Source organism: Devosia alba (assembly GCF_039938915.1).
GTDB classification, from domain to species: Bacteria; Pseudomonadota; Alphaproteobacteria; order Rhizobiales; family Devosiaceae; genus Devosia; species Devosia alba.
In genome coordinates this window covers 219,444-242,473 of the sequence record NZ_JBDUUI010000002.1, presented here as the reverse complement: position 1 = coordinate 242,473, position 23,030 = coordinate 219,444, and the positions used below count along the sequence as shown (strand labels likewise).

26 protein-coding genes are annotated in these 23,030 nt (G+C 64.3%); 15 read left to right on the top strand and 11 right to left on the bottom strand.

Translation table 11 applies throughout. From position 1 onward, the window contains the following. Nucleotides 1–28: 28 nt before the first annotated feature. Entirely contained in the window at nt 29–1,258 is a 1,230-nt protein-coding gene (locus ABFY71_RS03735) for a penicillin-binding protein activator (protein WP_347944733.1), read from the top strand. A gap of 29 nt (nt 1,259–1,287) precedes the next feature. After that, nucleotides 1,288–2,094, top strand: a complete 807-nt coding sequence (locus ABFY71_RS03730) for an MBL fold metallo-hydrolase (protein WP_347944732.1) — start codon at nt 1,288–1,290, stop codon at nt 2,092–2,094. On the opposite strand, the gene hemW is transcribed toward ABFY71_RS03730, so the two are convergent. The 4 genes from hemW to rph are packed head-to-tail and all read right to left on the bottom strand — an operon-like array spanning nt 2,091 to nt 4,735. After that, nucleotides 2,091–3,248 carry a radical SAM family heme chaperone HemW gene (gene hemW, locus ABFY71_RS03725; protein WP_347944731.1) on the bottom strand — a complete coding sequence of 386 codons (1,158 nt, stop codon included), beginning with the start codon at nt 3,246–3,248 and terminating at the stop codon, nt 2,091–2,093. The genes ABFY71_RS03730 and hemW overlap by 4 nt on opposite strands. Continuing rightward, the gene (locus ABFY71_RS03720; protein WP_347944730.1) at nt 3,238–3,879 is read right to left on the bottom strand and encodes a non-canonical purine NTP pyrophosphatase; all 642 of its coding nucleotides are present in this window, start codon (nt 3,877–3,879) and stop codon (nt 3,238–3,240) included. The genes hemW and ABFY71_RS03720 overlap by 11 nt, the downstream gene beginning before the upstream one ends. Continuing rightward, a complete protein-coding gene (locus ABFY71_RS03715) occupies nt 3,876–4,022 on the bottom strand; it encodes a hypothetical protein (RefSeq protein WP_305581618.1) in 147 nt (48 codons plus the stop codon). Before ABFY71_RS03715 ends, ABFY71_RS03720 begins: the two co-directional genes overlap by 4 nt. Beyond that, a complete protein-coding gene (rph, locus tag ABFY71_RS03710) occupies nt 4,019–4,735 on the bottom strand; it encodes a ribonuclease PH (protein ID WP_305581620.1) in 717 nt (238 codons plus the stop codon). The genes ABFY71_RS03715 and rph overlap by 4 nt, the downstream gene beginning before the upstream one ends. Before the next feature lie 140 nt (nt 4,736–4,875). Between rph and hrcA the strand changes: the two genes are divergently transcribed. Beyond that, complete coding sequence (gene hrcA, locus ABFY71_RS03705; protein ID WP_305581622.1) at nt 4,876–5,949, top strand: heat-inducible transcriptional repressor HrcA; 1,074 nt, start codon at nt 4,876–4,878, stop codon at nt 5,947–5,949. A 229-nt stretch (nt 5,950–6,178) separates the two neighbouring features. After that, a complete protein-coding gene (gene grpE, locus ABFY71_RS03700) occupies nt 6,179–6,775 on the top strand; it encodes a nucleotide exchange factor GrpE (RefSeq protein ID WP_305581624.1) in 597 nt (198 codons plus the stop codon). 229 nt (nt 6,776–7,004) lie between these two features. On the opposite strand, the gene pncA is transcribed toward grpE, so the two are convergent. Together pncA and pabB are read right to left on the bottom strand one after the other, a co-directional pair. Next, nucleotides 7,005–7,640 (bottom strand): bifunctional nicotinamidase/pyrazinamidase, encoded by a 636-nt coding sequence (gene pncA, locus ABFY71_RS03695; RefSeq protein WP_347944729.1) that lies wholly within the window; start codon nt 7,638–7,640, stop codon nt 7,005–7,007. Nucleotides 7,641–7,646: 6 nt separating this feature from the next. Then, nucleotides 7,647–9,434, bottom strand: a complete 1,788-nt coding sequence (pabB, locus tag ABFY71_RS03690) for an aminodeoxychorismate synthase component I (RefSeq protein ID WP_347944728.1) — start codon at nt 9,432–9,434, stop codon at nt 7,647–7,649. 134 nt (nt 9,435–9,568) lie between these two features. On the opposite strand from pabB, the gene ABFY71_RS03685 reads away from it, so the two are divergent. From ABFY71_RS03685 to dnaJ, 5 genes are all read left to right on the top strand, one after another. After that, nucleotides 9,569–9,901, top strand: a complete 333-nt coding sequence (locus tag ABFY71_RS03685) for a hypothetical protein (protein ID WP_347944727.1) — start codon at nt 9,569–9,571, stop codon at nt 9,899–9,901. Nucleotides 9,902–10,162: 261 nt separating this feature from the next. Beyond that, nucleotides 10,163–12,076 carry a molecular chaperone DnaK gene (gene dnaK, locus ABFY71_RS03680; RefSeq protein ID WP_305581630.1) on the top strand — a complete coding sequence of 638 codons (1,914 nt, stop codon included), beginning with the start codon at nt 10,163–10,165 and terminating at the stop codon, nt 12,074–12,076. An 80-nt stretch (nt 12,077–12,156) separates the two neighbouring features. Further along, nucleotides 12,157–12,618 (top strand): hypothetical protein, encoded by a 462-nt coding sequence (locus ABFY71_RS03675; protein ID WP_305581632.1) that lies wholly within the window; start codon nt 12,157–12,159, stop codon nt 12,616–12,618. Between the two features lie 312 nt (nt 12,619–12,930). After that, nucleotides 12,931–13,983, top strand: a complete 1,053-nt coding sequence (locus ABFY71_RS03670; RefSeq protein ID WP_347944726.1) for an alpha/beta hydrolase — start codon at nt 12,931–12,933, stop codon at nt 13,981–13,983. Between the two features lie 233 nt (nt 13,984–14,216). Next, nucleotides 14,217–15,347 (top strand): molecular chaperone DnaJ, encoded by a 1,131-nt coding sequence (gene dnaJ, locus ABFY71_RS03665; RefSeq protein WP_347944725.1) that lies wholly within the window; start codon nt 14,217–14,219, stop codon nt 15,345–15,347. 143 nt (nt 15,348–15,490) lie between these two features. Here dnaJ and ABFY71_RS03660 read toward each other — a convergent pair whose 3' ends face one another. Beyond that, nucleotides 15,491–15,898, bottom strand: a complete 408-nt coding sequence (locus tag ABFY71_RS03660; RefSeq protein ID WP_305581638.1) for a VOC family protein — start codon at nt 15,896–15,898, stop codon at nt 15,491–15,493. Nucleotides 15,899–16,012: 114 nt separating this feature from the next. On the opposite strand from ABFY71_RS03660, the gene ABFY71_RS03655 reads away from it, so the two are divergent. Together ABFY71_RS03655 and ABFY71_RS03650 are read left to right on the top strand one after the other, a co-directional pair. Then, on the top strand, nt 16,013–16,561 hold the full coding sequence (locus ABFY71_RS03655; protein ID WP_347944724.1) for an NADPH-dependent FMN reductase: 549 nt from the start codon (nt 16,013–16,015) through the stop codon (nt 16,559–16,561). Nucleotides 16,562–16,563: 2 nt separating this feature from the next. Then, nucleotides 16,564–17,163: a histidine phosphatase family protein gene (locus tag ABFY71_RS03650; protein WP_347944723.1), complete on the top strand. Its 600-nt coding sequence runs from the start codon at nt 16,564–16,566 to the stop codon at nt 17,161–17,163. Here the strand turns inward: ABFY71_RS03650 and ABFY71_RS03645 are convergent. Beyond that, complete coding sequence (locus tag ABFY71_RS03645; RefSeq protein ID WP_347944722.1) at nt 17,156–17,374, bottom strand: hypothetical protein; 219 nt, start codon at nt 17,372–17,374, stop codon at nt 17,156–17,158. The two genes, ABFY71_RS03650 and ABFY71_RS03645, sit on opposite strands and share 8 nt — an antisense overlap. Before the next feature lie 215 nt (nt 17,375–17,589). Between ABFY71_RS03645 and pyrF the strand changes: the two genes are divergently transcribed. From pyrF to ABFY71_RS03630, 3 genes are all read left to right on the top strand, one after another. Further along, nucleotides 17,590–18,288 carry an orotidine-5'-phosphate decarboxylase gene (pyrF, locus tag ABFY71_RS03640; protein ID WP_347944721.1) on the top strand — a complete coding sequence of 233 codons (699 nt, stop codon included), beginning with the start codon at nt 17,590–17,592 and terminating at the stop codon, nt 18,286–18,288. Then, nucleotides 18,285–19,055, top strand: a complete 771-nt coding sequence (locus ABFY71_RS03635; RefSeq protein ID WP_347944720.1) for a TIM barrel protein — start codon at nt 18,285–18,287, stop codon at nt 19,053–19,055. Before pyrF ends, ABFY71_RS03635 begins: the two co-directional genes overlap by 4 nt. A 129-nt stretch (nt 19,056–19,184) precedes the next feature. Continuing rightward, nucleotides 19,185–20,165, top strand: a complete 981-nt coding sequence (locus ABFY71_RS03630) for a hypothetical protein (protein ID WP_347944719.1) — start codon at nt 19,185–19,187, stop codon at nt 20,163–20,165. A gap of 6 nt (nt 20,166–20,171) precedes the next feature. Here the strand turns inward: ABFY71_RS03630 and ABFY71_RS03625 are convergent, their stop codons facing one another. Beyond that, a complete protein-coding gene (locus tag ABFY71_RS03625; RefSeq protein WP_347944718.1) occupies nt 20,172–21,176 on the bottom strand; it encodes an adenosine kinase in 1,005 nt (334 codons plus the stop codon). Between the two features lie 71 nt (nt 21,177–21,247). Beyond that, nucleotides 21,248–21,811 (bottom strand): TetR/AcrR family transcriptional regulator, encoded by a 564-nt coding sequence (locus tag ABFY71_RS03620; RefSeq protein ID WP_347944717.1) that lies wholly within the window; start codon nt 21,809–21,811, stop codon nt 21,248–21,250. Nucleotides 21,812–21,870: 59 nt separating this feature from the next. On the opposite strand from ABFY71_RS03620, the gene ABFY71_RS03615 reads away from it, so the two are divergent. Further along, entirely contained in the window at nt 21,871–22,314 is a 444-nt protein-coding gene (locus tag ABFY71_RS03615) for a DUF2214 family protein (protein ID WP_347944716.1), read from the top strand. 5 nt (nt 22,315–22,319) lie between these two features. On the opposite strand, the gene nth is transcribed toward ABFY71_RS03615, so the two are convergent. Continuing rightward, a complete protein-coding gene (nth, locus tag ABFY71_RS03610; RefSeq protein WP_347944715.1) occupies nt 22,320–23,012 on the bottom strand; it encodes an endonuclease III in 693 nt (230 codons plus the stop codon). Between the last annotated feature and the right edge of the window lie 18 nt (nt 23,013–23,030).

Below are 23,030 nucleotides of genomic sequence, written 5' to 3'. Positions count from 1 at the left end.
ACAGTCTGCTGGCAAACTCGGGGCAAGCGTGACTGCACATCGAAATTCATGTCAGGGCATAGCACAGGCGCTCGCCGTCGTCGGCCTGTTTGTACTGAGCGCCTGCTCGCCCATCCATATCGCTTCGCGCACCATCGATTTCGGTTTTGGGGGCGCGAACCAGACCAGCCCCAACCAGACGATGACGCCGCTGGGTCCAGCCAATGCCAGCCAGCGCTTCGGGCGCGGGCCGGTGCAGGTGGCGCTGCTGCTGCCGCTGAGCGGGGATCCGGGTCTGGCCAATGTGGGCCAGGCCATGGCCAATGGCAGCCGGCTGGCCATGGCGTTCATTGAAGCCAATCCCAATATTGCCGAAAACACCACCATCACCCTGCACGATACCGGCGGCACGGTGGCCGGGGCCACCAGCGCCACCCAGACTGCGCTCGCTGGAGGTGCCAGGCTGATCCTGGGGCCGTTGCGCGGCGATTCGGTGACGGCGGCCGGGGCCGTGGCACGCGCATCGGGGGTGCCGCTGATCGGCTTTTCCAACAATCCGGGCGCGGCGGGGCCGGGGGTGTATCTGCTCAGCGTGCTGCCGGAAATGGAAATGCAGCGGGCGCTGAACTATGTGAAGGCCAAGGGACGGCGGGGCGTTGCCGGGGTGTTCCCCGCTTCGGCCTATGGCCAGGCCCAGCAGACGGCGTTCCGCCAGCAGGCCAGCCAGGCCGGGCTGGCGCCGCAGGCGGTCTATAGTTTCGGCGGTGCGGGTGAGGCCCCCCAGATCATCGCCCAGGCCCAGCCGCTGATCGCGAAGGGCCTGATCGATACGCTGTTCCTGCCCGACCGGGCCAGCGCGCCCGCATTCGCTGCTGCCCTGGCCCAGGCCGGGATCAGCCCGAGCGCGGTGCAGATCGTCGGCTCGGCCGATTGGGAGGGCGATACCACAATCCTCGCCACCTCAGCTTTGGCGGGGGCGATCTATCCGGCGGTTGATCCGGCCGGCATGGCCGCGATCCGGCCCGATTATCAGGCCCGCTTCAACAGCCAGCCGCATGCGCTGTCCACCATCGCCTATACCGCCACCATCCTGGCCAATGTGAATACGCTGTCGCTGGCCAATCCGCCGTATAATCCGGCGCTGATGACCAATCCCACGGGCTTCAATGGCCGCGACGGGGTGTTCCGCTTCCTCAATAGCGGGCGCAGCCAATATGCGCTGGCCATGCTGCAGGTCAGCCCCGGCGGCGCGGTGCGGCTGGAAGGCCCAAGACTCTGAATTACACTGATCTTTGGCAGGAAATTTCAATGACGGTATGGATCTGCAAGACCTGCGGCGCCCAGCATACACCGAGCCAGACGCCACCGGCCCATTGCGCCATTTGCGAAGATGAGCGGCAATATGTCGGCGCCGCTGGACAGCTCTGGCTTGATCGCGATGCCATCACCGCCAGCCATGCCAATGACTGGCGGGAGATCGAACCGGGTTTGAGCGGCATTGGTGTGGTGCCCACCATCGCCATCGGCCAACGCGCGCTGCTGGTGCAGACGCCAGAGGGCAATGTGCTCTGGGATTGCGTGCCCATGCTGGACGCGGCAACCATGGACCGCATCAAGGCTCTTGGCGGGCTCAAGGCGATGTGCTTTTCGCACCCGCATTTCTACACCGGCATGGTGGAATGGAGCGAAGCGCTGGGTGGCGTGCCGATCCGGCTGCCCGAAGTCGATCTGGCCCATGTGATGCGCCCCAGCCCGCTGATCACGCCGTGGAGCGGCGACCGGCTGGATATCCTGCCCGGCGTTACTGTGCATCGCGTGGGCGGGCATTTCGAAGGCAGCAGCGTGCTGGAATGGGCTGCCGGCGCTGATGGCAAGGGGGCGCTTCTCGTAGGCGACACCATCCAGGTCACCCCAGCCGCCGGCTGGGTGAGCTTCATGCGCTCCTATCCCAACATGATCCCGCTGCCTGCTCGTGACGTCCAGACAATTGCAGATCGCGTGGCGGAGCTGAGCTTCGACCGCCTCTATGGTGGCTGGTGGGACAAGGTCATCGCCAGCGACGCCAAAACCGCCATTGCCCGCTCGGCCGAGCGCTATATCGCGGCGCTGGCCTAGGCGGCCAGATCCGCGACAACCGCATCGAGCACCGGCCAGCCGCGGTCAGTGACGCGCAGATTGCCATTGGGCAGGGTTTCGACAAAGCCATAACCCTTGAGCGCGGCGATCTGGGCCGGGTTGATCTGGCGGCCGGACAGCGCGGTAAAGCGGGCCGGGGAAATGCCTTCCTTGAGGCGCAGGCCCATGACGAGGAACTCGTCGCCCTGCTCTTCCCAGGTCAGGACGTCGTCCACCACCATGCCATGGCCCTTGGCCAGCACGTTTTTCTGCCAGTCGAAAGGCATTTTCTCGTCGGCGGTGGCGTGGCGCTGATTGTTGATCATCAACCGGCCATGGGCGCCCGGGCCAATGCCGGCATATTCGCCATAGCGCCAATACAGCAGATTGTGTTCGCTCTCCTGGCCGGGGCGGGCATGGTTGGAAATCTCATAGGCGGGCAGGCCGGCTGCGGCGGTGAGTTCCTGGGTCATTTCATAGAAATCGGCGGCCAGGTCCTCGCCGGGGATCTTCAGCTTGCCGGTGGCCTGCAGGTCGAAATAGCGCGTGCCCTGCTCGATGGTGAGCTGGTAGAGGCTGATATGGCCCTGCGCCATCCACAGCGCCTCCTTGAGCTCGTCTTCCCAGTCGTCCAGGGTCTGGCGCGGCCTTGCATAGATCAGATCAAAGCTGGAGCGCTCGAACACTGATTGGGCGATGCGCACGGCGGCGACGGCCTCCTCAACGCTGTGGCGCCGGCCCAGTTCGGCCAGCGGGCCGGGGCGCAGCGACTGCACGCCGAGCGAGACGCGATTGACGCCGGCGCTGCGGAAGCCGCGAAAGCGGTCGACTTCGACACTGGTCGGATTGGCCTCCAGCGTGATCTCGGCCTGCGGCTCGACAGTCCAGTGCCGGGCAATGGCGTCAATGATGCGGGCGGTGGAGCCGGGCGACATCAGCGAGGGGGTGCCACCACCAAAAAAGATCGACTGCACCACCCGGCCCGGCGCCAGTTGCGCGGCATGGGCGATTTCGCGCTCATAGGCCGCCACATAGCTGTCCTCATCAAAGGCCCCGCGATGGACGTGGCTATTGAAATCGCAATACGGGCATTTGCTGGCGCAGAACGGCCAGTGCACATAGACCCCAAACAGATCATTGGGGTTATTTTTCAATCTGGGCCTCGTAGAACTGGGCAAAGGACCGGGCGCGGTGGCTGAGGCCGCGCTGGCCGGGGGCCCAGGAGTGCTTCATCTCGGCCGGCATCTGGCCAAAGGTGATGTCGTAGCCCTTGGGCATGAAAACCGGATCATAGCCATGCCCGAGCGTGCCGCGCGGCGGCCAGACCAGCGTGCCCTCGACCTTGCCGACATAGAGCACGTCGCGCCCATCGGGATGGGCCAGGCACATGGTGGCATTGAACGAGGCACCCCGAAGGCCGGGCGAGGTGGCATTGGCCGCCTGCAGCGCGTCTTCCACCCGCTTCATGGCATGGCCGAAATCGCGCGGCACCCCGGCCCAGTCGGCGGTGTAAACGCCCGGATCGCCATTGAGCGCGTCGACGCACAGCCCCGAATCATCACTGAGCGCCAGATTGCCGGTGGCCTGGGCCGCGGCATGGGCCTTGAGGCGGGCATTTTGCGCAAAAGTGGTGCCGGTTTCTTCGGGCTCGGGCAGACCCAGTTCCCCTGCCGAGACGATCTCGAGTCCAAAGGGCTCAAACAGCTCGCGGAATTCCTTGAGCTTGCCGGCATTGTGGGTGGCCAGCACCAGCCGGTCGCCAGCGCGCAGGCGGGGCAGGCTCATTTGCTGGAGCCTTTGGGCTTGGCATCGAGCGCCCGGGCCACATCGTGCCACAGCGCGCAGTTCTCCGGGGAAGCCTGACGCGTGCCATTGGACGGGGTCGGCGTGGATTTGCTGGAAATCAGGTTTTTGAGCCAGGCGATCATACTGCGAGTACCGATTGCTGGAGAAGGGAAAGCTCGCCAATGCCCTGTTCGGCCAGGGTCATCAGCGCATCGAGTTCGGCGCGGCTGAACGGGGTCTGTTCGGCGGTGCCCTGGATTTCCACGAAGGCACCGCTGCCGGTCATGACGAAATTGGCGTCGGTATGGGCTTCGACATCTTCGAGATAGTCGAGATCGAGCACCGGGGCGCCGCGATAGATGCCGCAGGAGACGGCAGCCACCGAATCGCGCAGCGCCTTGCCCCTGGTGAGCTTGCGCTCATCCATCCACTTGATGGCATCGGCCAGCGCCACATAGGCGCCGGTGATCGCGGCGGTGCGGGTGCCGCCATCGGCTTCGAGCACGTCGCAGTCGATGGTGATCTGGTTTTCGCCCAGCAGCTGCAGATCGACCACCGCCCGAAGCGAACGGCCGATCAGGCGCTGGATTTCCTGGGTGCGGCCGGTCTGCTTGCCGGCTGTCGCCTCGCGGCGATTGCGGCTGCCGGTGGCGCGCGGCAGCATGCCGTATTCGGCGGTGACCCAGCCCTGGCCCTTGCCGCGCATCCAGCCGGGGACAGTGGTTTCCACCGATGCAGTGACCAGCACCTTGGTATGGCCGAACGAGACGAGGCAGGAGCCTTCCGCCTTCATGGCGACGTTGCGTTCGATCGCCACGGCGCGCATCTGGTTGGCTTGACGTCCTGAAGGGCGCATCCGTTATCCACTTGGAGATTGCAGTTAACCGCCTCTTAACCTTCCTGACGCCGCCTCACAAGCCACGGGAGCTTGGCGGGAGGCTGCAATGCGCCTAAATGGTGGGACACAGTTAAAGTGGACGATTTTATCAAACTGCCATGAGCAAACTTCCAGAAGACTTTTTGAGTGTGCTCAATGCCCGCAGCCAGGACATTTTCCGCCGCATTGTGGAGCGGTATCTGGACACCGGCGCACCAGTGGGCTCGCGCGATCTCAGCCGCATGTTGCAGGGCGGGCTGTCGCCGGCCTCGGTGCGCAATGTCATGGCGGACCTTGAAGATCTCGGGCTGATCGCGGCGCCGCACACCTCGGCAGGGCGTGCCCCGACCCAGGAGGGGCTGCGCTTTTTTGTCGATGCCATGCTTGAGGTGGGGTCGATCAACGAGGTCGAGCGCAGCCAGATCGCCCAGTCGATCCAGGGCCAGCAGCAGGGCCAGGTCGAGGACGTGCTGACCGAAGCCAGCCAATTGCTCAGCGGGCTCAGCCAGGGCGCCGGGGTGGTGATTACCGCCAAGGCCGACATGGTGCTGCGCCATCTCGAATTCGTCCGGCTTGATGCCACCCGCGCCATGGCCATTCTGGTGGGCGAGGATGGCCAGGTGGAAAACCGCATCATGGACATTCCGGCCGGCCTGACGGCGAGCGCGCTGACCCAGGCCAGCAATTTCATTGCCCATCATGTGGTGGGCCGCACCCTGGCCGAGGCGCGCAAGGTGCTGGCGGCGCAGCGCGCCGAGCAGCGGGCCGAACTGGACGAGCTGACGCAGAAGCTGGTCGATGCCGGCATTGCCACGCTGAGCCAGAACGCGCCGAGCAGCACGCCGACGGTGATCGTGCGCGGTCGGGCCAATCTGATCAATGACACCATGGCCAGCGACGAATTGCTGCGCATGCGGCAATTGTTCGATGAGCTGGAAAGCAAGGACGGCCTGCTCGACCTGCTCGGCGATGCCGACAAGGCGCAGGGCGTGCGCATCTTTATCGGCTCGGAGAACAAGCTGTTCTCGCTGTCGGGCTCGTCGGTGATTCTGAGCCCCTACAAGGACGCCAATGACAAGGTGGTGGGCGTGCTGGGGGTGATCGGACCGACGCGGCTGAACTATGCCCGCATCGTGCCGGTGGTCGATTATACCGCCCATGTGATCACGGCGATGATGGCGCGCAAGCGCTGAGGCGTTTTCAGCAGAAGGGGCGCCACTTCTGCGGCTCGACAGCGCGACCGGTCAACGCGCTGGAGCGATTTGACCGTTTCGGCGAAACGGTGAAATGGTCTGGCGACAGGCGCTTTGGCTTGCCCCGCCCGGCCACGGGAGCGGGGAGAAAGCCGGGCGCACTTGAAATCACCCCGATATTGGCCGATATGCGGGGCAAATTCTTTGGTATTTGCGGAAGACAGCAATGATGAGCGACGAGAACGCCGCCTCAGGCGAAATGCCTGAAGTCGAAATCCCGGTCGAAGAGACCAATGAGGGCATCGAGAGCATCGATCCAACCGCTGCCCTGCGCACGGAAAACGCCGAACTCAAGGACCGTGTGTTGCGCACGGTTGCCGAGATGGAAAACCTGCGCAAGCGCACCGAGCGCGAAATCAATGATACCCGCAGCTACGCCATTGCCGGCTTTGCCCGCGACATGCTCAGCGCCACCGATGCACTGAGCCGCGCGCTGATCACGCTGCCCGCAGAAACCCGCGAAACCGGCGACGCCACCACCAAGAGCCTGATTGAAGGCATTGAGCTGGCGGAACGCGAAATGCAGCGCCTGCTGGCCAAGCATGGCGTCAAGCCGATCGAGGCGCAGGGCGAGAAATTTGATCCGCATGTGCATCAGGCAATGTTTGAAGTGCCCGATCCCAGCCAGCCCGAAGGCACTGTGGTGCAGGTGGTGCAGCCCGGCTTCCTCATCGGCGACCGCGTGCTGCGCCCCGCCATGGTCGGCGTCGCCAAGGGCGGCCCCAGCCATGCCCCAGCCAGCGAAGCCGTCGACAAGAGCGCCTAGAACCGATCCCGGCGTTTCACGTGAATCCCCGCTTGCGCGGGGATTTTTCGTTTGTGGGTGCCGCAAACTCGATGGGCACCTCCCCCTTGACGGGGGAGGCCGGGAGGGGGTGAGAGAGCCACGATCTCGGGCGAACCACCCCCACCTTGATTCCTCCCCACAAGAGCCTGCACTCGGGCGCGCCAGGGCGCGACCCGGGTGGGGAGGGTGTTGACTGAAAGCTTGGCCGCTACCCTAAAATCTCCCGGCTCATCACCCGCTCGACCCCGGCTTGGGCCATATCCGCCCAAGCTTTGGTGAGGCTGCCGTCATTGTCGATGGCGCGGGTGGCGTCCTCGATGACGGTGACGTCAAAGCCCGCGGCGGCGCCATCAATGGCGGTCCAGCCGACGCAGTAATCGGTGGCCAGGCCCACGATATAGAGGCGGTCGACATCGCGTTCGCTGAAATAGCCGGCCAGCCCGGTAAGGGTTTCGCGGTCGGCCTCCTGGAAGCCGGAATAGCTGTCGATGGCGCGGTTATAGCCCTTGCGGATGATCAGCTGGGCATGGGGAACGTCCAGATCGGCGGCGAGTTCGGCGCCGTGGCTGTTCCAGACGCAGTGATCGGGCCACAGCACCTGGGTGCCATAGTCGAGCGCGATGGTCTCGAACGGCGCCTTGCCGGGGTGCTGGCTGGCGAACGAGATGTGGTCGGCCGGGTGCCAGTCCTGGGTGAACACCACATGGCTGAATTTCTTCGCCAGGGCGTTGATCAGCGGCACGATCTCGTCGCCAGCGGCGACGCCGAGACTGCCGCCGGGCAAGAAGTCGTGCTGCACATCGACCACGACCAGCACGTCGCGCGGTGAAATCTGAAGCGTCATCCGGCATTACTCCACTTGAACAGACGGCTGCACCCATTGCGCCGGCAGCAGGCCACGCACCGAATTGCCGAGCCAGACTGCCTCGGCACTGGTCAGGTCGGCAAGGGTCAAAACCTGCTCCACGGCCCGGCCGGTGGCGAGCAGCTCGGCGCGCAGCGTGCCCGGGAGCAGGCCCGAGGCCAAAGGCGGGGTGAGCAGCAGACCAGCGCGTTCGACAAACAGATTGGTGATCGAGCCTTCGGTGAGCTCGCCGCGCTCATTGAGAAACACCACCTCGTCAACGCCATGGGCGGCATGGGCACGCTGGCGCGGCGCATCATAAAACGCCCGGTTGGTGGTCTTGTGCGCCAGCCACAGGCTCTGCGAATCGAGCCGTTCCTCGGCGATCATGAAGCGGAAGCGTTCCGGATTGGGCGGCAGCGGCGTGGCGGTGAGCTGCGGGCCGTCGGCGCTCAACATCAGCCGCACCCGCATGGGCGCGGTGAAGGCCTGCCCCTTGAGCAGGGCGGTGATGGCGGCCAGATCGCAGGGCAGGGCGAAATAGGCGGCAGAGGCAGCCAGCCGCTCGAGGTGGCGCTGCAACAGGCTGTAGCCATCAGCGGGGGTCCAGAGCAGGGTTTCGATCAGGGTGACCGGATCGGCCGGGTCGGTAAAAAATGCCATTTTCAGCAGGGCCTCGCGATATTCGTCCCCGGCGGTGCTGTCGGCGACGACGCCGCCGCCAATGCCAATACTGCCGCGGCCATCGCGATCGATGACGGCGGTGCGGATGGCGACATTGAGGGTGAGGTCGCCATTGGGCGCGAAATAGCCGATCGAGCCGGTATAGACGCCGCGCGGCCTGGTTTCGAGTTCATCGATGATTTCCATGGCCCGCAATTTGGGGGCGCCGGTGATCGAGCCGCAGGGGAACAGGTTTTCCAGCAGCGCGGTGGTGGAGACGCCAGGCCGGCGGGTGGCGGTGATGCCCGAGGTCATGGTGTGGAGGGTGCGGTAAGTCTCCACCGTGAACAGGTCGGTGACCTTGACCGAGCCGATCTCGGCAATGCGTCCCAGATCATTGCGCAACAGATCGGTGATCATCAGGTTTTCGGCGCGGTTCTTCTCGTCACTGGCGAGGGCGGCGCGGCCGATGGCGTCTTCGGCAATGGTCCTGCCGCGCTTGAGCGTGCCCTTCATCGGGCGGGCCGACAGCGTGGTGCCGCGACTGGCGACGAACAGCTCGGGCGAGCGTGACAGGATCCAGTGCGTGCCGGTATTGAGCAGGGCGCCATAGGCCACTGGCTGCTGGCGCACGAGGTCGACATAGAGCGCCACCGGATCGCCCTCAAGCCGGAAGTCGGCCTGGAAGGTGAGGTTGACCTGATAGGTGTCGCCGGCCGCAATCAGGGCTTTGACGCGATCAAAGGCGGCGGCGTATTGCGCCGGGGTCAGGCTGGGGACGATATCGCGGGCCCGGCCGGTCGCGCTGCCGGCGGCCTGGGCCAGCAATTGGCCGGTTTCGGCGGCGCTCAGCCTTTGCGGGGGGGCGTAGAGGCCAAGCCAGAGCAGGGGGGTGTCGCTGGCGGGCGGCAGGCGGTGCACCAGGCGCTCCTCAAAGGCCAGGCCGGCCTCATAGGCCAAATAGCCGGCAGCCCACAGGCCCTGCGACCGGGCGGCCTCGAGCTGGGCCAGCGCGGCGCGGACCCCGGCAGCGTCATGGGCCTGCAGCACCGCCTGGGGGGCGGTGAACAATAGATTTTCACCCTGGGGGGCGAGCGTATCGTGCAGCAGAACAGAACCGGGGGCGAACATGGGTCTGGTTCTATGGGGTCGGCAGCGCAAAGAAAAGCACTGCTGATGGGGGGAGGCGCTTGATTATTTTTGGCGGCTGCAGATAGTGGCCTGCCGGTTCGCCAATGCGAATGCGGCCCGTGGGAAAATCGATCATGAACACCTATGTTACCGGCGGTCTCGCCGCACTGGCCCTGCTGGCCAGCGCCCTGCCTGCCGCCGCCGAAACCGTTGAATTCACACTGATCAACGAGAGCAGCCAGGCGCTGCATTATTTTTATACCAATCCGAGCAATTCCGACGAATGGGGCGAGGATCTGCTGGGCGAAGACGGCACGCTGGAGCCCGGCATGGAGGGCACGGTGACCATCGGTGATGGGTCGGACCAGTGCGAATATGATTTCCGCTTCGAAACCGGCGAGGGCGCGGTGCTTGAAGTGACCAATGTCGATATCTGCACGCTCGACAGCTATACGCTGAGCGACTGATTGTCGGCTGGGGGCGGGCCTGGTGCCCGTCCCCTTGCCGTCCGCAAGCTGCCCGATCGGGGCGCCGGCGCCCGGCAATGGTGTCAAGCGGGGGCGAATGTGCCCGATGAACGCTTGAAGCCGTACAGGGACCCCCCTATATACCCCTCAAGCCCAGCGACGGGCGCATTTTCAATTGCAAGGAACCCGGTCCTGCGGGGTCACGGAACTGCCTCGCGAGAGGGGCTCCAGCATGGGTTTGCTGAAAGAGAGGCTAGAGTAATGGCTAAAGTCATCGGTATCGATCTGGGCACCACCAATAGCTGCGTTGCAGTGATGGATGGGGCCAATCCCAAGGTCATCGAAAACGCAGAGGGTGCACGCACCACGCCTTCCATGGTCGCCTTCTCCAAGGATGGCGAGCGTCTGGTCGGCCAGCCGGCCAAGCGCCAGGCCGTGACCAATCCCGAGGGCACCCTGTTTGCCGTCAAGCGCCTGATCGGTCGTCGTTACGACGACAAGGTCGTGGCCAAGGACAAGAACCTGGTTCCCTTCAAGATCGTGGCCGCCGACAATGGCGACGCCTGGGTTGAAGCATCGGGCGAAAAGTACTCGCCCAGCCAGGTCTCGGCCATGATCCTGCAGAAGATGAAGGAAACCGCTGAGAGCTATCTCGGCGAGACCGTCACCCAGGCCGTGATCACCGTGCCGGCCTATTTCAACGACAGCCAGCGTCAGGCCACCAAGGATGCCGGCAAGATTGCCGGCCTTGAAGTGCTGCGCATCATCAACGAGCCCACCGCAGCCGCGCTGGCCTATGGCCTCGACAAGAAGAACACCGGCACCATCGCGGTCTATGACCTTGGCGGCGGCACCTTCGACGTGTCGATCCTGGAAATCGGCGACGGCGTGTTCGAGGTGAAGTCCACCAATGGCGACACCTTCCTGGGTGGTGAAGACTTCGACATGCGGCTGGTCGACTATCTGGCCGACGAGTTCAAGAAGGAGCAGGGCATTGACCTGCGCTCCGACAAGCTGGCCCTGCAGCGCCTCAAGGAAGCTGCCGAAAAGGCCAAGATCGAACTGTCGAGCTCGACCCAGACCGAAATCAACCTGCCCTTCATCACCGCCGATGCCTCGGGCCCCAAGCATCTGACGATCAAGCTGAGCCGTTCCAAGCTGGAAAGCCTGGTGGACGACCTGATCCAGCGCACCATGGAGCCCTGCAAACTGGCGCTCAAGGATGCCGGCGTCACCGCAGCCCAGATCGACGAAGTCGTGCTGGTGGGCGGCATGAGCCGCATGCCCAAGGTGCAGGAAATCGTCAAGCAACTGTTCGGCAAGGAGCCCCACAAGGGCGTCAATCCGGACGAAGTGGTGGCGCTGGGCGCAGCCATTCAGGCCGGCGTGCTGCAGGGCGACGTCAAGGACGTGCTGCTGCTCGACGTGACCCCGCTCAGCCTGGGTATTGAAACCCTGGGCGGCGTGTTCACCCGCCTGATCGATCGCAACACGACCATTCCGACCAAGAAGAGCCAGACCTTCTCGACCGCCGAGGACAACCAGAGCGCCGTGACGATCCGGGTCTTCCAGGGCGAGCGCGAAATGGCCGCCAACAACAAGCTGTTGGGCAATTTCGATCTGGCCGGCATTCCCCCCGCACCGCGCGGCGTGCCTCAGGTTGAAGTGACCTTCGACATCGATGCCAACGGCATCGTGCAGGTTTCGGCCAAGGACAAGGGCACCGGCAAGGAGCAGCAGATCCGCATCCAGGCCTCGGGTGGCCTCAGCGATGCCGACATCGAAGCCATGGTCAAGGAAGCCGAGCTGAACGCTGACGCCGACAAGCGCAAGCGCGAGGCGGTGGAAGCCAAGAACCAGGGCGAGAGCCTGATCCACTCGACCGAGAAGTCGCTGGCCGAATATGCCGACAAGGTCTCGGAAGACGACAAGACCGCGATCGAAACCGCGATCAGTGAACTCAAGGCCATCATCGAGGGTGATGATGCCGAGCTGATCAAGCAGAAGACCGAGGCCCTGAGCCAGGCGTCCATGAAGCTGGGCGAGGCCATGTACAAGGCCAGCCAGGCGGAAGCCGAAGCCCAGGCTTCCGGTTCGGACGACGACGCCGATGACGACGTGGTTGACGCTGATTTCGAAGAAGTCAGCGACGATGACGACAAGAAGTCCGCTTAAGCGCACCTAGAGCGCAGATAAAGGGGTCCGGCAGCTGCCGGGCCCCTTTCTGTTTCCGGAGGAACCCGGTAAGATAATCCATGAACATTCCAGACCCCCAGACCTTCACCGACCCCGAAAAACTACGCAAGCTGATGGCCAATGCCGTCCGCCTTGGCTATGACGACCTGGCGTTCCAGTGCAAAATTCGCATCGCCGAGCTGGTGGGTGACGCCCACAAGGAAAGCGCTGTCGAACGCGAATTCTGGACCAATCTGGCGGCGGCCGAAGAATTCCGCAGCGCCGACAATGGCCGGGTGACGCGCCTGGTCAAGGTGCGCGCCAAGCACAAGCGCGTTGGCGCCGAAAAAGTGCTGAGCGACCAGATGATGGAAGAAGGCCTCAGCGACGGCTTTGACAAGCTGGTGGCCAATGGTCGCGCCGATCTGACCGGCGAAGCCATTGTGATGCGCCATGAAGACAGCTTCAGCGTCGATGCGGTCAATGCCGCCCGCAAGAAGCTGATGGACAAGGGCGTTGCCACCGCCGACGTCGTCGGTTGATGCGCCAGGCGCTCCCCACCCCCACCTGATCCTGACGGGCAGCGAGACGGTTTCCCCCTCCTCGCTGCCATTTTATGGGTTGTGCGCCGCCCGTCAGCGGACGCTGCATTCGTAGCGCTGCCCCTCCACAAGGCCGCGCAGCACTGGCCTTCCCCTCGAAGTTTCACGTGAATCAGCCCGGTCGCTGCGGCGCAACGGGCGGCTTCCGGCTGTGGCGGTCACGGGGCTGCCGCACTTTGTCCATGATTGAGCCCAAATGCGGGCCGGTTCCTCTGTCACAGGAGGCCGTCCAAACCTTCAAGGCGTCTGCCCATGACCACTTCCAGCGCCCCCGACGATGCCAACGAGTCCATTGGCCGGCTGGCAGAACTGATCGGCGGCGACCCGATGGCCGGGCTGGACACCGACATGAAGGCGGTGCTCGATATGCTGGCCCAGTTGGACGAGCGCCCGCTCGAGCGATTGACGCCTGCCGAGGCCCGTCAGCAAGCGGGGATGAACGACGCTGTTGCGGCCCTGATGGCACGGGCCGGCACGGTGCCGGAAGACGATGCGGTGGCAGCCGAAGATGTGATGGTCAGCGGCGGCGATGGCGAGGTGCCCGCGCGCCTCTATCGCCCGAGCGGCCTGCGCGAGCGGCTCAATCCGCTGATACTGTTTTTTCACGGCGGTGGTTTCGTCACCGGCGACCTGGACAGCCATGATTGGTCCGCGCGGGCCCTGGCGCGACGGACCGGCGCCATTGTGCTGTCCGTTGGCTATCGGCTGGCGCCCGAACACGGCTTTCCCGCCGCCCATGACGATGCCTGGGCCGCCTGGAACTGGCTGAGCCGCCAGGCCCACCGGCTGGGTGGCGATCCGCGCCAGGTGGCGGTGGCGGGCGAGGATGCCGGCGCCAATCTGGCCGCTTATGTGGCCGTGCTGGCGCGTGACCAGGGCGGCCATCAACCGGTGCATCAGGCCCTGATCCACCCGATGGCCGATACCGATCTGAGCCGGCCTTCCTATGGCGAGGCCTTGCGGGCCCGCCCGATTGGTCTTGCGGGCATGCGTTGGCGGCTGCGGCACCTGCTGGCCGATGGGGTGCCCGAGGACGAGCCCCGGCTGCAACTGGCGCGCCGCACCGATCTGGCCGGCCTGGCGCCCGCCAGTATCGTGCTGGCCGGGATCGACCCGCTGCGCTCGGAAGGCGAGGCGCTGGCGGCAGCGCTGCACCAGGCCGGGGTGCCGGTCAATTGCTGGAGCTATGACGGGGTTACCCAGGGATTTTTCGGCCTCGGGCTGATTGTCACCAAGGCCCTGTTTGCCCAGGCCGATATCGCCGGGGCGCTCACCCAGGCCTTTGCGGCGGCGCCGGGCCGTTAGGCAAACCGAATCACCCGTGTTGAAGACCGCGCCCGCTCTTGCTACAGGAGCGGGCAATGGGTCGCCCCCAGCGCGATTGAACGCTGTTTTGTGCCGGAAAGTGACGTTCTCACCGCCGCAAAGCAGCGTTGCGACCCCAGCCCCCTTGCGGGTGGTGGGGTCGATTGCCATCTAGGGGCTAGGTTTGGTCGGGCGCGCCTGTCGCGACCGGCAATGCATTGGAGACGTGCTTCTTGTCTAAACGGGATTTCTACGAGGTGCTCGGCGTTGAAAAGGGTGCCGATGACGCCGCGCTCAAAAGCGCCTATCGCAAGCTCGCCATGACGCATCACCCGGACCGCAATCCGGGCGATGACGCGGCCGAGGCCAAGTTCAAGGAAATCAGCGAGGCTTATGACACGCTCAAGGACGGCCAGAAGCGGGCCGCCTATGACCGGTTTGGCCATGCCGCCTTCGAAAATGGCGGCGGGCGTGGACCGGCCGGTTTCGGCCCCGAATTCAGCTCGTCAATGTCCGATATCTTCGACGACATCTTTGGCGATTTCATGGGCGGCGGCGGCCGGCGCGGTGGCGGCGCCGCCAAGCTGCGCGGCAACGATCTGCGCTATAATCTGGAAATCAGCCTCGAAGAGAGTTTTGAGGGCCGCACCGTCGAAATCGATGTGCCCACCCTGGTGGGCTGCACCACCTGTGACGGCTCGGGCGCCAAGCCGGGCACCGGCACCCATGCCTGCCGGCAGTGCAATGGCCATGGCAAGGTGCGCGCGGCGCAGGGGTTCTTCACCATTGAGCGGACCTGTCCGGTCTGCCAGGGCCGTGGCCAGATGATGGACCAGCCCTGCACCGATTGCGGTGGCCAGGGGCGCCGCCAGGAAAACCGCACGCTCAGCGTCGATATTCCCAAGGGCATTGAGGACGGCACGCGCATCCGGCTGGCCAATGAGGGCGAGGCAGGATTGCGCGGTGGCCCGCCGGGCGATCTCTATATCTTCATCTCGCTGCGTCCCCATGGCCTGTTCCAGCGCGATGGCGCCGACCTGTTTGCCCGGGTGCCGATTGCCATGACCACGGCGGCGCTGGGCGGCGAGTTCGAAGTCCCCACGCTCGATGGCGCCCGCGCCAAGGTGAAGGTCGCCGCCGGCACCCAGCCGGGGCAGCGCGTGCGGCTCAAGGGCAAGGGCATGCCGGTGCTGCGCAGCAAGGATGTCGGCGACATGTATGTGCAGCTCGATATCGAGACGCCGCAGGCGCTCAGCCGCAAGCAGCGCGAACTGCTCGAAGAGTTTGCCAAGCTTGAAACCGAAGAGACCAGCCCCACCTCGGGCGGGTTCTTCGACAAGCTCAAGAAGATGTTTGAGGCTTAAGGCGGAACCGAAATCGCTCCGGTGGAGCGATTTCCCCCTTGAGGCCATGAGAGCTGTGCTCGAAGGGCATGAGGCTTTCGCGCATCCCGGCCTTTTCCTTTAGGCCGGCATGCGTCAACGGGCTCAGGCGGACCTTCCAATCCTTAGCCTTGGGGCATCTGCCCCATATCCATCCAGAAATACTCCCAGACATGACCGTCCACATCGGCGATGGCACGGGAATACATGAACCCCATGTCCTGAGCTGGTCGCGCTTCGGTGCCACCAGCCTTCAGGCAGGCCTCGGCAATGGCATCGACGGCGGCATGGTCGTCGCGCGACAGGGCGTATAGCGCCTGGGTCTGGGCCTTGGGATCGGGGATGGGCAGGGGCGAGAACTGCTTGAACTTGGCGTGGGTGAGCAGCATGACAAAAATGGTGTCGCTGATGACGATGCAGGCCGCTGTCTCATCGGTGAATTGCGGATTGTGATCAAAGCCAATGGCCTTGTAATAGGCCATGGCGGCGTCCAGATCGGTGACCGGCAGGTTGACGAAGATCATTGCAGACATGGGCAATACTCCCTGATGGATTGATGTGGCTAGGACATTGCCCGATCCGGGGCAACGCTCTTGCCACGACGGACCAGCCACGTCACTTTCGACAATCATTGCGTTGGAGATGACATGACCACTGCCCTGACCCTGTCCGGATCGATCCGCCAAGGCTCGCATAATCTGAAATTGCAGGCCCATATGGGCCGCAGGCTCGAAGCCGCGGGCGTGACGGTCAATGCGATCGATCTGGGCGATTTCAACCTGCCCATTTTCAATGAGGATCTGGAGGCCCAGGCGGTGCCCGAAGGGGCAGTGGCGCTGGCCGCGCTGTGGCGCAGCCACGACATCATCTTCATCGCCACGCCCGAATATAATGGCGGTTTGCCGCCGCTGCTGGTCAATGCAGTCACCTGGGTCAGCCGGCAGCGGCCGAGCCCGTTCCGCCATGCCATTTTCGGCATTGGCGGGGTCAGCTCGGGCAAATATGGCACGATCTGGTCGCTCAGCCATCTGCGCGAATCGCTGACCAAGGTGGGCGCCCTGGTGGTGCCGACCCTGCTGGGCATCGGTCCGGCCGATCAGGCGTTTGACGCCCAGGATAATTTCGTCGAGCCGGCGATCAGCCGCAAGGTCGAGCAGATGGTGCATGAACTGACCCATTTCAGTCGCGGCGACTGAGCATGCGCGCGCTCTACCTCACCCATCCCCAGGTCATGATCGACCCGGCCATCGCAGTGCCGCATTGGGGGTTGAGCCCGGAGGGCCGGGCGCGGGCCGAAGCCTTTGCGGCGCGCGGCGTGGTGCCGGCCCATGCGGTGATATTTGCCAGCGAGGAACGCAAGGCGCTGGAGCTGGCGACGATTGTCTCGAGCGATCGCGACGTGCGCATTGATCCCGCCCTGGGAGAGAATGATCGCAGCGCGACGGGCTATCTGCCCGGCGACCAGTTCGAAGCCATGGCGGACCGGTTCTTTGCCGCGCCCGAGCTGAGTGCCGAAGGCTGGGAGCGCGCCCTTGATGCCCAGGCGCGCATCGTGGCTGCCGTGACGCGGGCGCTGGCCAGTGTTGCCGGCGAGCGGCCCGTGGTGTTCTGCGGCCACGGTGCGGTGGGCACGCTGCTCAAATGCCATATCGGCGGCCGCGCCATTGCGCGCAGCGAAGATCAGCGCCGGCACGGCCATCCCGGCGGTGGCAATTGCTTTGCCTTTACGCTGGAGCCGCCGCAACTGGGCAGCGACTGGCGCGCCATGGAGGATGCCGCGCCGGGCTGGTTCAGCTAGGCGGCGGGGGCGCCTCGATCTCGGCTGCCGCCAGTTCACTCGACAGCGCCTTTACGGCGACCACCGCTTCGCGTTCGGCATCGGCCAGCGTGGTGCCGAAGGGGACTTCCAGACCCAATCGCTTGGAAGGATCATCTGCCCAGACAAACTGCACATAGGATTTGTGGTTGGCCAGATCGTGGTTGAGGTGGGTGAGCAGCATCTTGGACATGGGGCAATATCCCTTGGAAGCAATGGGACCAGCATAGTCATGGCGGGGGCCGGGCGACAAGTTTCAGCCACCAGAAGCCTCAAGGGCGCTGGTTTGACTGAGCGGCGCGTTCCCGATCGCTGAACGAACCGGGTCGTCACGCGGTGGGCGGCGGGTTGCGAAGCGGTGGTTTTTGGGCTAGTTCCCACGCGATAATCGACATCGGAGAAAACACCATGGCTGGCCAATTGATCGTGGGCCTCGACGTTTCCTCACGCGCCCGCGCCGAGGAGATCGTGGCGCTGCTGGGCGACGATGTCGATTTCTACAAGATCGGCTATCAGTGCTTTTACGGCGCCGACGGCTTCGCGCTGGGCAAGGCGCTGCTGGCCGCGGGCAAGAAGGTGTTCTTCGACCTCAAGCTGCTCGATATCGACAATACGGTGGAGCAGGGCGTCGCCGCCATCGCCGCGACCGGCGCCACCATGCTGACCGTGCACGCCTATCCGCAATGCATGCGCGCGGCGGTGCGCGGGGCGGCCGGCTCGGGGCTGAGCATATTGGGCGTTTCGGTGCTGACCTCGATGGACGATGCCGACCTCAGGGAGGCCGGCTTTGCCCGCGACACCGCCGGGCTGGTGGCGCTGCGCGCGCAGCAGGCGCGCGATGCCGGCATTGGCGGGCTGGTGGCCTCGGCGCATGAGGCGGCCATGGTGCTCGACATTGTGGGCGCAGAGCTTTCCATCGTCACCCCGGGCATTCGTCCAGCCGGCAGTCCGGCGGGCGACCAGAAGCGGGTGATGAGCCCGGCCGAGGCGCTTTCGGCAGGCGCCAGCCACCTGGTGGTGGCGCGCCCGATCATCGAGGCGGCCGATCCGGCGGCGGCGGCCCGAGCCATTCTGGCCGAGATGAACACCGGCACGCGGCTGGCGTGAGCCGGTTCTCCGCCTGCATCGACATGCTGTTTGTGCGCGAAAGCGCCGATGTCGCCCAGCGCATCCATCTGGCCAGGGCGGCGGGCATGGCCGGCGTCGAATTCTGGCGCTGGTCTGACAAGGATCTCGACGCCATCGAGGACGCGCTGGGTGCCACCGGCCTGCCCCTGCTGGCCATGGTCGCCGAACCCTTTGCCGAGCTGACCCGGGAAACCGGGCATGACCGGTTCCTCGCCGGTCTCGAGCAGAGCCGCGATGTGGCCATCCGTCTGGGCGCGCCGATCCTGATCTGCCAGTCCGGGCCGCTGCTGGAGGGCGTCGAGCGCATCCGCCAGCACGAGGCGCTGACCCTGGCCATGGCCCGCTCGGCCGAGGTGCTGGCCGATTCGGGCGTCCGGCTGGCGCTGGAGCCGCTCAATGATCGCGTCGATCATCCCGACTATTATCTGACCAGCACCAGTGAAGGGCTCGACATCGTCGCGGCGGTCAATCGCCCCGAAATCGGGCTCACCTACGACATGTATCATTCCATGGTGATGGACGAAGATCCCGAGACGGTGCTGGCGGGCCGGCTGGACCGTGTGTTCCACCTCCATATCGCCGACCACCCCGGCCGCCACCAGCCCGGCAGCGGCCACCTGCCCATCAAGCAGAAGCTGGCCTGGCTGCAAGCGCAGGGCTATGCCGGCGCAATAGGGCTGGAGTTCAGGCCGACCGGGTCGACAGCGGATGCGCTGGAGATGATGCGGGGGAGTCTGGGGGCGTAGGCGGTTTCTATTCTCAGGTAGAATCTGATTTGATGCGGCTTGAAGCCCATTCAAGGTCCAAAGACTATGTTCAGACGCAAGACAGTTTTCGTTGTGGGCGCGGGCGCTAGTACTGACTTCGGACTCCCCGTGGGAAAAGACCTGTCGGAACGCATTGCTGCATCAGCCAAAGTTGACCTCGACCACTGGGGCACTCCTGCCAACTCCCTCAGTTTCTCTATTTTGGATCTGCTGAGGCGAAAATCTGATGACATCCCCAAGCTTAACGCTTGGCTTGGCGCACTACGTCAAATCACCACCGGGATACATCTGAAGCGGTCTATCGACAGCTTTATCGACCAGCACGCGGACGATGCTGATATTGCGCAAATGGGTAAGCTGATGATTGCGTTGCGCATCGTAGAGGCTGAGGCGCGAGCCGATGCGCTTCGCCTCAGTGATAGAGGGCGGCTGAATCTCAAAAATCCTGTTTTGGAAGCGAGCTGGTTGGACCAATTTGCATCAATGCTCTTCGATGGTTTGAGAGCCGACGCACTGGAGGACCTCGGCGAAAATTTGGCCGTGATCTGTTTCAACTACGATCGTTGCATAGAGCACTACCTGACGCATGCCCTGATAAACACGTACTCGGTCACTGACCACGAGGCGGCACGGCTCGTTGACAGGCTGAACATAGTCCACCCATACGGTAAACTAGGCTCACTTGGGAAAGTGCCATTCGGCCCTCAAAATCCTGACTTTTGGGCCATATCCAATAATCTAAAGACGTTCAGCGAAAGCGCAGACACCGAGATTGTTGAAAAGACCAAGGCTGCGATCCTCGACGCTGAACAATTGGTTTTCTTGGGCTTCTCGTTTGGCCGGCAGAATATGGAGTTAATGACCGGAGCGGATCTACATATAAGAAATCCGGGAAAGCCGGCCTACGCCTCTGGGTTTGGCGTGTACGAGCAGCAGGTGGATGAGGTGTCCCGACAGATCGAGCAATTATACGGTCACCCTCTCAAATTACGTCGTCCAAGTGGTCATAGCGTCTACACTTCGATAGAAGTCAACGTGAAGGCCCGCGCACTTCTTGAAGTGCATTGGCACAACATAATGGCTGGTTAGCACAGCCTACCCCGCCAACCCGTGCCCTGCCACCAGCCCGTCAAGCGCCACCTGCGGCCGGGCGCCGATATGGCTGATCACTTCATGGGCCGAGAGGCACCCGGTCTTGAGGGCGGACTCGAAGCTCTGGTTGCGGGCGAGGCCGAGCAGGAAGCCGGAGGCAAACAGATCGCCGGCGCCGGTGGCGTCGACCACCTTGTCGATCGGATAGGCCGGCACCGAGGTGACTTCGCCATTGTGGATGGCCATGGCGCCATCGGCGCCCATGGTGATGGCGGCGACTTCGGCATCCTTGGCGATCTCGCGCACCGCTTCGCCCAGATCGTCGGTCTGGTACAGCGATTTCAGCTCATGGACATTGGCAAATACGTAGTCGATGGTCTTGGAGCGGATCAGGTCGAGGAATTCGGGGCGGAAGCGATCGACGCAGAACGGATCGCTCAGGGTCAGCGCGGCGGCGCGCTCATGCTTGTGGGCATAATGGGCGGCCAGCACGAAGGCCTTCTTGGCTTCCACGGGATCCCACAAAAAGCCTTCCATGAAGGTGATGGCGGCGCCGCCGATCTCGTCGGGGCGGATATCGCGCTCGGTCAGCTCGTGGCAGGCGCCCAGATAGGTGTTCATGGTGCGCTCGCCATCCTCGGACAGGAAGATCATCGAGCGGGCGGTGAGCGCGCCGTTCTTGAGGCGGCTGGTATTGTAATGGACGCCGATCTCGTTGAGATCGGTCTCGAACACATCGCCGAGCGGATCATCGGCAACCTTGCCGACAAAGGCGGCGCGGCCGCCCAGCGAGGCGACGCCGGCGGCGGTGTTGGCGGCGCTGCCGCCCGAAATCTGCTGCCGGGTGATTGGCATCTTGGCATAGAGGTCTTCGGCCCGATCGGTATCGATCAGGTGCATGATGCCCTTGCTCATGCCCTCGCGCTCGATAAAGCCCGGCTCCACAGGGGCAATGATATCGACGATGGCATTGCCGATGGTGAGAACGTCGAAGCGCGTCTGGGTCATGAAGATGTCCGGATTGAGGGGCCCGGAAGACCGTTTAGAACAAGCTCCGGCCGGGTGCAACGCCCAGCAGGTTATTGCTGCCCGATGATCGCCCCGATCAGCGCCTCGATATCCTCGCCGGGCTGGAGGGCGATCTGGTCGTCGAGCAGCAGCACGGCCAGCCCATGCACCTTGGTCCAGGCCGCCAGAGCGGCGATCCGGCCACTGGCAGTGTCGCCGCCACTGACCTGGCGCAGCGTCGCAAAGGCCGCGTCGGCGGCCATGCGCAGGCCGGGACGGTTGTCGCGCTTGAGCTGGGGCGAGAACATCAGCCGGAACAGCGCCGCATTGTCGAGCGCGAAGCGCACATAGGCCTGGCCCATGGCCGCAAGGAGATCGGGTGGCTGGCTGGCTGCCACCGCGTTCATTGCGGCAGTGAAGCGCTGAAAGCCGGTGACGGCGAGCGCTTCGAGCAGGGCGGCGCGACTGTCGAAATGCCGATAGGGCGCCGCCGGCGACACCCCCACCGCCCGGGCCAGATCGCGCAGGCCCAGCCCGGCCTCGCCATCGCGCTGCAGCATCAGCAGCGCGGCGTCGAGCAGGGCATGGCGCAGATTGCCATGGTGATAGGGGGCATTGCTGAGAGATGTTGACACTGCTTTACTTCTCGATGACATTATGTAATCAATGATAACATAACGCTGGGACCGGTTCCATGTCGATCGACCTGCTGCTGACCATTGCCCACCATCTGACGGTGTTTGCCCTGGTGGGCCTGTTCGCTGCCGAATTTGCCCTGCTGCGACCGGGCCTGTCGGGCCCCCGCATCGGCCAGCTGGCACGGCTCGATGCGGCCTATGGCGGCTTTGCCGGGCTGGTGATCGCGGTGGGGGTGCTGCGCGTGATCTTTGGCGCGGCGGGCTGGGAATACTATGCCGGCAACCATGCCTTCTGGGGCAAGATGGCGGCATTGCTCGTCATGGGGCTGTTGACCATTCCACCCACGCTGGCGATTCGCCGCTGGCGGCAGGCACAAAGGGCTGACGCGGCCTTCGCGCCGGACAGCGCCGCGATCGCCAGCCAGCGGCGGTTCGTGCACCTGCAGGCCGGTTTCCTGCTGCTGATCCCGATTTTCGCCGCCATCATGGCGCGCGGCTGAGGCGGCTAGCCCTGGTGCTTGCTGGCCGGGACGCTGGGCCGGGGCGTCTTGGGGGTGAAGCGGCACCATTGGGCAATCGGGCAGCGCCAGCATTCGGGCTTGCGCGCCTTGCAGATATAGCGGCCATGCAGGATCAGCCAGTGATGGGCATGCAGCAAATAGGGCTCGGGAATCACCTTGAGCAGGATCTGCTCCACCGCCAGCGGCGTTGGGGCCACGGCCATGCCGGTGCGGTTGGACACGCGGAACAGATGGGTATCGACCGCAATGGCGGGCTGCCTGAAGAAGATATTGAGCACCACATTGGCGGTCTTGCGCCCGACGCCGGGCAGGGCCTCGAGCGCCGCACGGTCCTGCGGCACCTCGCCGCCATGCAGCTCGAGCAATTGCTGGCTGAGCCGAAACACGTTCCTGGCCTTGGTGCGGAACAGGCCGATGGTGCGGATATGGTGCTCGATCTGCTCTGGGCCCAGCGCCACCATGGCCGCCGGCGTCGGCGCCAGGGCAAACAGTGATTTGGTCGCCTTGTTGACCCCTACATCGGTGGCCTGGGCCGAAAGCACCACCGCGACCAGCAGGGTAAAGGCGCTGGAATAATCCAGCTCACCCTTGGGCTCGGGCTCGATCTCGTGAAAGCGGGCAAAGATGGCTTCGATATCGGCCCGCGGCAGGCTCTTCACTTTTTTGCTGGCTGCCATTCTCTCGCCTCTGATTCT

Excerpts from the sequence above, each read along its gene's own strand:
- hrcA (WP_305581622.1), top strand. The coding sequence starts at position 4,876 with ATGAGCAAACTTCCAGAAGACTTTTTGAGTGTGCTCAATGCCCGCAGC.
- nth (WP_347944715.1), bottom strand. The coding sequence starts at position 23,012 with ATGGCAGCCAGCAAAAAAGTGAAGAGCCTGCCGCGGGCCGATATCGAA.
- pncA (WP_347944729.1), bottom strand. The coding sequence starts at position 7,640 with ATGACGCTTCAGATTTCACCGCGCGACGTGCTGGTCGTGGTCGATGTG.
- ABFY71_RS03650 (WP_347944723.1), top strand. The coding sequence starts at position 16,564 with ATGCGCGCGCTCTACCTCACCCATCCCCAGGTCATGATCGACCCGGCC.
- ABFY71_RS03670 (WP_347944726.1), top strand. The coding sequence starts at position 12,931 with ATGACCACTTCCAGCGCCCCCGACGATGCCAACGAGTCCATTGGCCGG.
- ABFY71_RS03715 (WP_305581618.1), bottom strand. The coding sequence starts at position 4,022 with ATGATCGCCTGGCTCAAAAACCTGATTTCCAGCAAATCCACGCCGACC.
- ABFY71_RS03660 (WP_305581638.1), bottom strand. The coding sequence starts at position 15,898 with ATGTCTGCAATGATCTTCGTCAACCTGCCGGTCACCGATCTGGACGCC.
- ABFY71_RS03645 (WP_347944722.1), bottom strand. The coding sequence starts at position 17,374 with ATGTCCAAGATGCTGCTCACCCACCTCAACCACGATCTGGCCAACCAC.
- ABFY71_RS03685 (WP_347944727.1), top strand. The coding sequence starts at position 9,569 with ATGAACACCTATGTTACCGGCGGTCTCGCCGCACTGGCCCTGCTGGCC.
- ABFY71_RS03615 (WP_347944716.1), top strand. The coding sequence starts at position 21,871 with ATGTCGATCGACCTGCTGCTGACCATTGCCCACCATCTGACGGTGTTT.
- grpE (WP_305581624.1), top strand. The coding sequence starts at position 6,179 with ATGAGCGACGAGAACGCCGCCTCAGGCGAAATGCCTGAAGTCGAAATC.
- ABFY71_RS03655 (WP_347944724.1), top strand. The coding sequence starts at position 16,013 with ATGACCACTGCCCTGACCCTGTCCGGATCGATCCGCCAAGGCTCGCAT.
- ABFY71_RS03625 (WP_347944718.1), bottom strand. The coding sequence starts at position 21,176 with ATGACCCAGACGCGCTTCGACGTTCTCACCATCGGCAATGCCATCGTC.
- pyrF (WP_347944721.1), top strand. The coding sequence starts at position 17,590 with ATGGCTGGCCAATTGATCGTGGGCCTCGACGTTTCCTCACGCGCCCGC.
- ABFY71_RS03720 (WP_347944730.1), bottom strand. The coding sequence starts at position 3,879 with ATGAGCCTGCCCCGCCTGCGCGCTGGCGACCGGCTGGTGCTGGCCACC.
- ABFY71_RS03675 (WP_305581632.1), top strand. The coding sequence starts at position 12,157 with ATGAACATTCCAGACCCCCAGACCTTCACCGACCCCGAAAAACTACGC.
- rph (WP_305581620.1), bottom strand. The coding sequence starts at position 4,735 with ATGCGCCCTTCAGGACGTCAAGCCAACCAGATGCGCGCCGTGGCGATC.
- dnaK (WP_305581630.1), top strand. The coding sequence starts at position 10,163 with ATGGCTAAAGTCATCGGTATCGATCTGGGCACCACCAATAGCTGCGTT.
- ABFY71_RS03730 (WP_347944732.1), top strand. The coding sequence starts at position 1,288 with ATGACGGTATGGATCTGCAAGACCTGCGGCGCCCAGCATACACCGAGC.
- pabB (WP_347944728.1), bottom strand. The coding sequence starts at position 9,434 with ATGTTCGCCCCCGGTTCTGTTCTGCTGCACGATACGCTCGCCCCCCAG.